General features: G+C 41.7%; 8 protein-coding genes. All 8 read left to right on the top strand.

Features of this window, described 5'->3' with window-relative positions; all coding sequences use genetic code 11:
- Positions 1-5,713 (top strand): T9SS type A sorting domain-containing protein (locus FP827_05720; GenBank protein ID MBA3052568.1); only part of this gene is annotated, 5,713 nt, incomplete at its 5' end.
- Positions 5,710-6,708 (top strand): UPF0164 family protein, encoded by a 999-nt coding sequence (locus FP827_05715; GenBank protein ID MBA3052567.1) that lies wholly within the window; start codon positions 5,710-5,712, stop codon positions 6,706-6,708. The genes FP827_05720 and FP827_05715, both read left to right, overlap by 4 nt.
- 134 nt (positions 6,709-6,842) lie before the next feature.
- On the top strand, positions 6,843-7,064 hold the full coding sequence (locus FP827_05710; protein ID MBA3052566.1) for an Arc family DNA-binding protein: 222 nt from the start codon (positions 6,843-6,845) through the stop codon (positions 7,062-7,064).
- Positions 7,061-7,345, top strand: coding sequence for a hypothetical protein (locus FP827_05705; GenBank protein MBA3052565.1), 285 nt, complete (start codon positions 7,061-7,063; stop codon positions 7,343-7,345). The genes FP827_05710 and FP827_05705 overlap by 4 nt, the downstream gene beginning before the upstream one ends.
- 121 nt (positions 7,346-7,466) lie before the next feature.
- Positions 7,467-8,780 (top strand): DEAD/DEAH box helicase, encoded by a 1,314-nt coding sequence (locus tag FP827_05700; protein MBA3052564.1) that lies wholly within the window; start codon positions 7,467-7,469, stop codon positions 8,778-8,780.
- A 294-nt stretch (positions 8,781-9,074) separates the two neighbouring features.
- Entirely contained in the window at positions 9,075-9,641 is a 567-nt protein-coding gene (locus FP827_05695) for a hypothetical protein (GenBank protein MBA3052563.1), read from the top strand.
- A gap of 52 nt (positions 9,642-9,693) precedes the next feature.
- Entirely contained in the window at positions 9,694-10,302 is a 609-nt protein-coding gene (locus FP827_05690) for a hypothetical protein (protein ID MBA3052562.1), read from the top strand.
- A 79-nt stretch (positions 10,303-10,381) separates the two neighbouring features.
- Positions 10,382-10,573, top strand: coding sequence for a LapA family protein (locus tag FP827_05685; GenBank protein MBA3052561.1), 192 nt, complete (start codon positions 10,382-10,384; stop codon positions 10,571-10,573).
- Positions 10,574-10,634 lie beyond the last annotated feature (61 nt).

Genomic DNA, 10,634 nt, shown 5'->3' with positions numbered 1-10,634 from the left:
TGACATCGGAGTAGCATCAGTTTGGCTGTATTATCGTGAAGCGGGAAAGATAGAATATGAAGTAACTTCAATGTTGTGCATTGCAGAAGATATTTATCAGGGTTGTATACCACAATCGTTTGTGTTAAATCTGAGAACTAAAAGAGTCGAATACTACATAGATGCAATTGGTAATAGTATAGGATATATATCTATAGGTCAGCCAGGAACGAAGGATAACCCTAATATTTTTCCTGTTTCGGATGTTACACTGCCCCAACCGCCCTGTTATGCAGAGAGTGGGGGTACATTTGACGGCAAGGTACAACTAAAATGGTATCACTCAACTTCAGCTGATGTAGCAAAATATAATATATATGGTGATAATGGTTCAGGAATTATTGATTATAGCAGGTGTATAGCCACAATTTTCTATCCTGATAAAACTTGGATATGTAATATAAACACACAAAATGATATGACTTACAAGTTTGTTGTCCGAGCAGTTGATAGTGCTGGGAATGAAGAAAGTAATAATAAAATCTTAAATACGAATCTTATAATGGAGCCGTGGGAAGATAGTACCTCATTGCCTTTTTCACGACATGGTTATTTATCAGTTATCAAAAAAAACAGGATATTCATAATAGGTGGTGGTCATACAGAAAACGAAAACCTTCGGCCGTGCGAACCAATAAGTCCTACCGTTACTGTATACTCAGCTCAGGTAAATAACAGTGGGACAGTAGGTGAGTGGAGAGAAGAAATAAATAGTTTGCCTGAAAAACGATGTTATTATGCAGGGGTGTCTTATAAGGATTATGTATATGTTATTGGCGGACTATCATATGGTTATACCAACTATGCACAAAGAACAGTCTTTTTTGCCAGGATAAACGATGATGGGACAATGGGTAACTGGGAAACCACGACTCCCTTACCTTTAGAACTTGGAAGTAATTCTGCAGCTATAGTAGGTGACCACATTTATGTGGTTGGGGGATATTCAAAATATAGTAAAGAGAAAGTTGTATTGTATACAAAAGTTAACGCTGACGGTACTTTAGGGAACTGGAAGAATACAACTCAATTGCCCAGCTGCAGATTTTTTCACAGTACTGTAAGCAAGGATAAAAAGATATATGTTTTAGGTGGATTTGACGCTAATAATGGTGTTTGTGATACAGTCTTAATGTCCACAGTCAATGATGATGGCACACTCAATTCATGGGAATGTACTACACCCCTTCCAGTTCCCCGCGCATCAGGATCTGCTGCAATTGTGGGCAATAAAATATATTGGACTGGTGGGCTTAATCCATTTATTTCTTATAGTAACTATATTAATTCCGGGGAGACAAGGGATACTGTCTGGTACACTTCAGTCAATGAGAATGGTCATTTGGGTTCATGGAATGGCACTGCATGTATGCCGTCAGACCGTATGTCTATCCAAATTTCGAATTACAACAGTAATTTATATATTGTAGGTGGACAAAAACAGCATGCAGATCTGTTGGAAACGGATCCAGACATATTATATATATCAAAACACACGAATGTGTGGCATGCTGATATTTCCCGCATGTTCTCTCCAGTATTAGATCAAGCTCCTCCTACAATCTCAATATCAGTAACTCCGAAGGAAGTTAAAGAAGTCGGCGAAATCACAGTAACAGTGACCGGAATGGATGATAAGGACTTATCGGCAATCTGGTGGTGGGGAGTGAACGCCGGAGATACTGAACTCGATAAGGCTCACTGGTACAACTGCAGTGGAACTTCAGCAACCAATATGTGGACAATAGATACAAGTAGTCTTGCCCCGGGAACTTACAAATTAGGTGCGAATGCTAGAGATAAAGCATATCCGGTACTTGGGGAACCGCATCAGGCATCTGAGGGTGATGGGATTGCATATACTACATTTGAAATAAAAGATACAACACCTCCGCAAGTATCAATTACTAGTCCTGAAAACGGGGCTGTTTTACAGGACAAGGTTAACATAGACTCTATTGCAACGGATAATTGTGGAATAGAGAAAGTTGAATTATATCTTGATTCTTCAACTTCGCCGGTTAACATAAGTACAACATCGTCTTGTGAATGGGAATGGGACACAAAGGCATCAGAGAATGGAGAATATACCATCAAAGCTGTTGCCTATGATAAAGCTGGTAGCAGTGCTGTTTGTTTTATTAAAGTTACTGTTGAAAACGATGTAACCTGTCCTGTTATATCTGAAGTTGCTTCCAATGATGTTACGGGAACTTCATCAAAGATTATCTGGAAGACGGATGAACCAGCGACAAGTGAAGTTGAATACGGCACTAGTACATTATATGGATATACAAGTACAAAGAGTACATTCCTAGTTACCGGACATGAAGACGGTATAGATGGTCTTACTCCGGATACAATTTACTACTTCAGGGTGAGATCAGGAGATAAATATGGTAACTCGACAATAAGCGATAGCTACAGTTTTAGAACGCTGGATACAATTGCACCGGAAGCAGTTACTTCATTAAAAGTATCAGCAACAGGAACCGGGGATTCAATCCTGCTCTTGTGGACTACTTTATCCAGTGATGATGTCGTAGGATATAATGTTTACAGAGATGAAGGCCTAATAGATTCCACAACTGCACTTAACTATATAGATAAGAAGGTAAAGGAAGGAGAAAAATATACTTACAGTCTTTCATGTAATGATGAAGCAGGAAACGAATCAGAGAAGATATCAGTAGAAATAACCCCGAATATTGCTCCTGAAAAAGTCAGTGGATTAAAAGTAGAAGTATTTCTGGAAGGCAGCGAGCTTAATTTATCATGGACTGCAAATACAGAATCAGATTTAGCAGGATACAGAATATACCGTAAGACCGCTGGAACAGCGTATGGTTTTATAAATATATCGAGTTCAACATATTTTACAGATATGGGGTTAGTAGATGGAACTACCTGCTATTATCACGTATCAGCAATAGACAAGCTTTCTAATGAAGGAAAAATGTCGAATATTATTTCTGGAGTGCCCTTTGACACAATTTTTCCTGAACCTGTAAGCGATTTTAAAGCGACATCGATAGCGGAAGGAAAAATAAAATTATCATGGAAGATTTCTCCTTCAAAAGATATAGGAAAATATCTTATTTTTTGTGATAACGCAACAGGTGCAATAGATTATGATAAGCCTTTTGCTACGATATGTCATTCTGAGAATACGTGGTTTTCAAAATGTTTGACCAATAATAAAACTTATAAATTTGCCTTAAGGGCACAAGATAAATCCGGCAATATTGAAAAAAACACGCATTTAATTGCAGAAGTTTTAACTGATGCAACACCACCTATTTCCGGGTTACAGATCTTTATAAAAGATACTGGATGGTCCAACTACTTTGGGTATGGTTTTGAATCAGTGCTAGGTACAGCAAAAGATTCTATATCGAGTATAAATAAAGTTGAAATTTGTATTAAGGATACAACAAATAACACATATTCTCTTGGTTGGGGGGGGTGGAGTGGTTCAGAATTCTGGTTGACAGTTACGGGTAAAGAGAAGTGGGCATATGATGCATATGGTTTAAATTGGAAACCCGGACATACATATATGGTTCAATCAAGGGCGATTGATAATGCGGGGAATATTGAGAAACCTACATCTTTGGGCAGTAAGTTGAATTGGAAAGTCCAAGCTTCCATGCCGACATATCGTTGGGGTTTTGGAATTGGTGTTGTTGATGGAAAGATATATTCAATAGGTGGCTATGGAGGCTGGGGTGGTGAAGCTTTAAATGTAGTTGAAGAATATAATATTAAAACGAATACTTGGGTTAAAAAAGCTCCTATGCCGACAAAAAGAGGAGCGCTTACTGTTAGTGTAGTTAATGGTAAGATTTATGCCATAGGAGGGAAAAAAGACATCAATTATAATGTCTGTAATGTTGTAGAAGAATATGACCCCATAAAAAATAAGTGGATTACAAAAACACCGATACCTGCAATGTGCGAAAGTATGACCAGTGCGGTAGTAAATGGCAAAATATATGTAATCGGAGGTAGTCTTATAGAAGGGCATTACTATAATGATCAAACAGGAATAACTATGGTTGAGGAATATAATCCTGTGACTGACAGATGGTTGCAAAAGTCGCCTATGCCGTCTGGCAGAGAGTGGGCAGGTAGTGCTGTTGTAAATGGGAAAATATATATTATTGGGGGTTACGATAGAGGGAAAATTCCTCCAGAACTAAATATATATGATCCAGTTTCAGATGCTTGGAGTATTGGCTCAGATATGCCAAACCCTCGGTGGGCATTGGCTTGTGTTTCAGTAAATGGGAAAATTTATGCGATTGGTGGGCGTGGACATAAAAGCCATGCACACAGTACGGTAGATGAATATGATCCAATTAAAGATATTTGGATTTCAAAAAGTACGCTTTCTAAAAGAAGAAGTTATCTATGCGCAGCAGTTGTCAACGACAAAATCTATGCTATTGGTGGAATGCTTGCAAATATTACTGAAGTGGCAGATATAGAATTAGCTCAATTAGCACATGAGGATGAAGTTGATGTTAGTGAACAATTAGACAGAGCCGGTGCGTGGATTAAAGTTCCTAAAAATAAAAAAAGAATCCGGGGAAATGCTGTGACGGTAATGGCTGAAGCAACGGAGAATACAAAGGGGGTTCTTTTTCAATATAAGGCGCCGGATAGTGATGAATGGATAAATATTACCGGCATTGATGAGAAATTTCCCTATGCTGTTTATTGGAATGTCAGCGCTATTGAAAATGGAGAGTATTTCCTTAGAGCAGTTGCCTATAATTCGGATGGTTTAGCCGATATATCGGCGGAAGCAATTACTGTTTTTATTGATGATGGTAATTCAGATATTGTGGAAGACGGGAATCCTGATGTGGATCCCAATAATGAACATCGAAAACGTGAAAAAATAGAAACGACTCAAGATAATAATGCTGTTATAAGGGAAGTTATGGTAGCGGATGGAACCAGCGCCGCTATTGCCAGTAATCTATTGGAAGAAACAACAATACTGGAAATCACGCTTTTAAAACAGGAAACAATAGCCAGTATCTTACCTCCGCCAAATTCCAATTTAAAGGCGACAGGAGTTTTTCGGGAATATAAACTGGAGAATGGGCAGAGGCATTTCTCAGAGGAAATTAACCTGAATCTTCCCTATTCTGATGAGAATGAAGATGGAATTGTAGATGGGACGGACATTCGAGCTGAGGAATTGAAGGTGTTTTATTTTAATGAAACTATTAGAAAATGGGAGGAAGTCAGGGAAACAGAAGTTATCTCTCAACGAACTCGCTTGAGAGCGATATCTCAAAATGGTTATTTATACACGGGGAACAGTGTTTCGGCACAAGTCAACCATTTTTCTATTTTTGCGCTGATGGCATATAGGCCGGCCACAACTTTATCTAACGTTGATATTTATCCGAATCCTCTTAAACCCGATAGAGGTAACGATATTACTTTCGATAATTTGCCCGACCATTCAACGATAAGAATTTATGCGATTTCAGGTCGTCTGATCAAGGAACTTAAAGTAACAGCCGCCGATGGCGGACAGAAAGTATGGGATACTAAAAATAATTCAGGGGATAAAGTTTCTTCAGGAGTGTATATATATCTGATAACGAATGACGTCGCAGGTAAGACCAGTGGCAAACTGGCAATTATAAGATGATGAGTAAAAGTAAACATATTGCATCTGAGAATCTAAGGCAGATTCTGTTGAAAATTTCACTTGTGCTGATTCTATTTTCATATTCATATGTATTTGCAGCCGGCAGGACACGGGCAGAATTTCTACGCATTGATACCGGAGGGAGGCCGGCGGGGATGGGCGGAGCATTTTCTGCAGTGAGCGACGATATTAACAGTATTTTTTATAACCCGGCTGGCTTGGGCTGGATAGAAGGAACAGAAGTAACATTTTTACATAATGCCTGGCTTGAAGGTATTTCTCAGGACTATTTAGCCGGAACGCATAATTTGGGCTGGGGGAGTATAGGAGTCAGTATTAATTATTTTGATCTGGGTGAAATAACGGGTAAAGCATCTCAGATTGATAAGCCGTATAGTTTCACAGCCCGCCAAACGGCAGCAACTTTGTCTTTGGGTGGACGGATAAAGACAAATATGGCGGTGGGAACAAGTCTGAAGCTAATTCAGGAAAAGATAGAGAATGAAAATTCTTCCGGCTGGGCGGTAGATTTCGGAATTATAAATCAAATTGATGAATACCGTTTTGCTGTTAGCGCGCAGAATTTAGGCCCCAAAATAAAATTCATAGATGAAAAAGAGGAAATTCCCACTTTATTTAAATTCGGTATTGCCCGCCAATTAGAAAATTTAACTATAGCTTTTGATGTCAATGTTTTATTGAACAGTTCTCTGTATAATTGTTTCGGGGTTGAATACAAACTGAATAATATGTTGTCATTAAGGGCTGGTTATCAGATGGATGAAGATTATGATTCAAACATTGGTCTCACCGCCGGCCTCGGTGTATTATTAGGTGATTATAGGCTGGACTATGCGTATATGCCTTTTGGGGAGATTGGAATTACCCACCGTATTTCTATCATTTACTCATTTGGGAATTATCCCGTACTTAATGATTTTAAATCTTACTCAATGAATTATGACGATTGGTATAGTAAGTATGGAACCAACTGAATTGTTTCGGATACTTTCTTTCCATTCAAACATGCAAGTATAAAATCACCAATGAGAAGTGCTCATTTTTGGAGTTATAGTGAGTGTTGACATTTGTATGCGTTTGTATTACACTTTGAAGTGAAGGGGGAAATATGTCAAAAATAACAACGATACGCCTGCCGGAGCAGATGAGGGAGCAGCTTGAGACGCAAGCCCGCCTCGAGCACAGGTCTCTTTCACAGCAGATAAAGGAAAATTTGAAAATAGCTCTTGCCGCCACGGCAAATCCCGATCTGCCGCTCCAGTTTATCCGGGACATATTGGAGGCCAAGGCCGAAAAAGAGACAGGCGGCGCCGTGCCCTTTGAAATATAGTGTATGAATTAAAAGCCCTGCCGAAGTTTTTACGGCAGTTCGGCAAGTTCTCTCCGGCGGACCAGAACAGGGTAAGAGAAGAACTCCGCAAGATCGCGGCGGATCCGTCCGCGGGCCATGTCAAAAAAGGCCCCCTTGCCGGAATAAGGGTTCACAAATGGAAATTGAAACATCAGTTATATCTTATCGCGTATGAGACGGATAAAAAAGCGAAGACCATTTTCATTTACGCCCTATCCACCCATGAGGGTTTTTATAAAGCTCTGCAAAGATATGTGTGATCATTCGGGGTTACGGACGCTGATCCCCGCCTGACTTGACTTCCGGGCAAGCGCGAAAGCCGTAATAATGCTATAATGCGGAAAGTAACAGTTGACTAAAATATCAACAAAAGGAAAATTTATGAAATTCAAAGATTTTGATTTGGATCCCCGTCTTAATGAGGGGATCAAGCGCTCCGGTTATGATGAGCCGACGCCCGTTCAGGAGAAAGTCATCATTCCGGCGATGGAGGGGCGCGACATCATAGGCAGCGCCCAGACGGGCACGGGAAAGACCGCGGCCTTCGTCCTGCCCATTCTGCACAGGCTTCTGAAGGAACAGCGCTCTTATGTGAGCGTCCTCATCGTCACCCCTACGAGGGAGCTGGCGGAACAGATAAACGAGAACATTGACATCCTCAAATCCGGCACGGGAATACGCAGCGCCACCATTTACGGCGGCGTGGGAGCCAATCCCCAGATAAGAGCCCTGCGGGAGGGCGTGGACATAATCGTGGCCTGCCCGGGAAGGCTGCTGGACCTGATAAACCAGGGCTATGTGAAACTGGACAAGGTGGAGACGCTGGTGCTGGATGAGGCGGACCGCATGCTGGACATGGGCTTTCTCCCCGATATAAAACGCATAATCACATATCTGCCGGTGAAGAGGCAGACGATGCTCTTCTCGGCGACATTCGCCCCGGAAATAGAAGCCCTCGCGAAAAATGTCCTTCACAATCCCAAGCGCATAGCCCTGGGCCTCAGCGGCCCGGCTCACACCGTCTCTCACGCCTTATATCCCGTGCCCCAGCATCTGAAAGGGGCCTTGTTATTGAAAGTGCTGGAGCACACGGACACGAATTCCGTCCTCATATTCACGCGCACGAAATACCGCGCTAAAAGCCTGGCCAGGAAGATAGAAAGTAATAAGTATACCGTCACCAGCCTCCACAGCAACAGGACTCAGGGACAGAGGCAGGCGGCGCTCAAAGGCTTTAAGGACGGGACATATCATATAATGGTCGCCACTGATATCGCGGCCAGAGGGCTGGATGTGGAGAACATCTCCCATGTGATTAATTTTGATATGCCCGGCACCGCCGATGATTATATTCACCGCATAGGGCGCACGGGCAGGGCGGAACGCTCGGGCGACGCCTTCACCTTCATCACGGCCGACGACGAGGACCTGATACGGAAACTGGAAAAGATAATGGGGAAGAGGATCCCGCGTAAAACAATGGACGATCTGGATTATAACGCCCCCAAACCCAAACACACGGCGCCGCCAAGAAGCCCCGGCCGTTCTCCCCGCCGCTTCGGAAGCCCCAGGCCTTCAGGCGACAGAAAGCCCTCCGGCGACAGAAAATCCTCCGGCGACAGAAAATCCTCCGGCGACAGGAAGCCCTCCGGCGACAGGAAATCCTCCGCTCCCAAGCGTCATTATCGCCGTTAAGCCCGCCTCGCCGCTACCGAACTGAAAAATCTTAAAACCGGCAGCCTTGAAAAAAAACTGTTCCTCAAGTACAATTGAAATGGAAGTAAAGCTCGATCAGCAGGATTTAGCGCATTTTGGAAACGATGGAAAAGGAAAAAAACGGTAGCAAGGAATTATGAAGAAAGCCAAAGTGAAAGCAAACATCGTAAAAACGCCCCAGGGCAAAACTCCTGTCCAGTTACTTACCCTCAGCTATAAACGGGCAAGGGCTATCCGGCATCTTCAAAAGATCAATAAGGCAATTCCAAAACAATGAGGCCCATAGCAGAGATACAAAAGTTAAAACAGGTCATACGTAACCTTGGCGAAATAGATTATGTGCCGGTTCTCATAGGGGGAAAAGCATTGGCGCTTTTCGGATCGCCCCGGCTGACTTTTGATACCGATATTGTCATTCCCTCAATTAAAGACTTGGCAGCGGCCAAGCTATTAACTAATGCTATGCGCAAAGCTGATTTTTATTATGTGAATAAATTAGATGATGAAGGAAATCCGATAGGCTGGATCGATGCGCCGAATGCTGCTGCGTCAAGGATAATGATTGATAAGCCGAAAACTATATTTTTTTGGAATCCGGACTTAGAAATGAAGATAGATATCCTTTTAGATTTTCCGTTAAAAACATCAGAGCTGCTGGCGACCGCCGAGGATAAAATGCTTGATAAAACAACGATTATAAAGGTAGCGTCGTTAAAGAACCTCAAAAAGATGAAAGAGATCGCCTTTAAGGATCGTAAGAAATCTACTGATGCTCAGGACTTGGAGTTTATAGCAAGGATTATGAGATCAAAGCGAAAGAACAAAAGCAAAGAGCTATGAGATCCTTTTTGCCGATAATGTACAACATTATTGAAGAGGAGTATCATTCCCAATGCTGATCGAATATTTTAAAAAATATTACAGCAGCGACAGCAGGACCGGCGCTTATCAAATCGAGATATCTTTAGATAAGTACACGGATGTTTTTAATGAATGGGACCCGGCGCCTTTTAAAAAAAGGGACATCGACCCCGCTTTCGAGGACTATCTGAAAGGATGTTCTTCCGATATCCCTCTGAAATATAAGATCGAACTATTTTTATGCCTGCCTGAGGATCAGTATGATATTCAGAAAGAAGGCATAATAAAGGAAGGTATCAAAACCTACTTTCAGTCAAAAACCGAAATTATTAAAAAAACCATCCAAGTCATGAACAAAAACACAGGAATATATGCTCTGGTTTCAGTTGTTTTTCTTATACTGGCGTTATCACTGGAAACTTCTTCAACCAGTAATGTTTTTATAAATCTATTGCTTCAGGGTTTGTTCATCGGCGGCTGGGTCTTTTTATGGGAAGCTTTAAATATATTTGTTTTTCATAAAAGTACAATAAAATATCAGTACAGAGTGTATGAAAGACTTTTGCGCTCGGATATAGAATTCAAATATATCAGCTTAGCTTGCCCCAGGCCGTTAGCCAACACCCCTGATCTGCTATAACAACTGCCGACACCCCGGACCTTTACTTTTGGGCTATACTTGTTAAAATTTACGAATGTAGCGATCAGGGAGGATATGAATGAAAGCTAAAACTATTGCCGTGTTTGTTATGGCGGGGCTGGTATTGATTATTCTTCTGCAGAATACGAAGGTCATTTCTTTGCGGTTCTTCTTCTGGGAATTGAGCATGTCGCAGGTTATTTTATTGCCTTTGATCATGTTAGCCGGCTTTCTCGCGGGTTATTTTGTCGCCCGCCTCCGCCGGAATTAAGGCCGGGATAATTAAGAACTACGGGGAACAAGTCACGAAGATTCCGTCCTGATCAACGCTT

The organism is Candidatus Omnitrophota bacterium (assembly GCA_013791745.1).
Classification (GTDB): Bacteria; CG03; CG03; order CG03; family CG03; genus CG03.
Note: the sequence above shows the minus strand (reverse complement) of the source record. Positions and strands in the feature narration are given on the sequence as shown.

Bases quoted from the DNA above. Each gene is read 5' to 3' on its own strand.
- FP827_05685 (MBA3052561.1), top strand. From the start codon at position 10,382: ATGAAAGCTAAAACTATTGCCGTGTTTGTTATGGCGGGGCTGGTATTG.
- FP827_05715 (MBA3052567.1), top strand. From the start codon at position 5,710: ATGATGAGTAAAAGTAAACATATTGCATCTGAGAATCTAAGGCAGATT.
- FP827_05695 (MBA3052563.1), top strand. From the start codon at position 9,075: ATGAGGCCCATAGCAGAGATACAAAAGTTAAAACAGGTCATACGTAAC.
- FP827_05700 (MBA3052564.1), top strand. From the start codon at position 7,467: ATGAAATTCAAAGATTTTGATTTGGATCCCCGTCTTAATGAGGGGATC.
- FP827_05710 (MBA3052566.1), top strand. From the start codon at position 6,843: ATGTCAAAAATAACAACGATACGCCTGCCGGAGCAGATGAGGGAGCAG.
- FP827_05690 (MBA3052562.1), top strand. From the start codon at position 9,694: ATGCTGATCGAATATTTTAAAAAATATTACAGCAGCGACAGCAGGACC.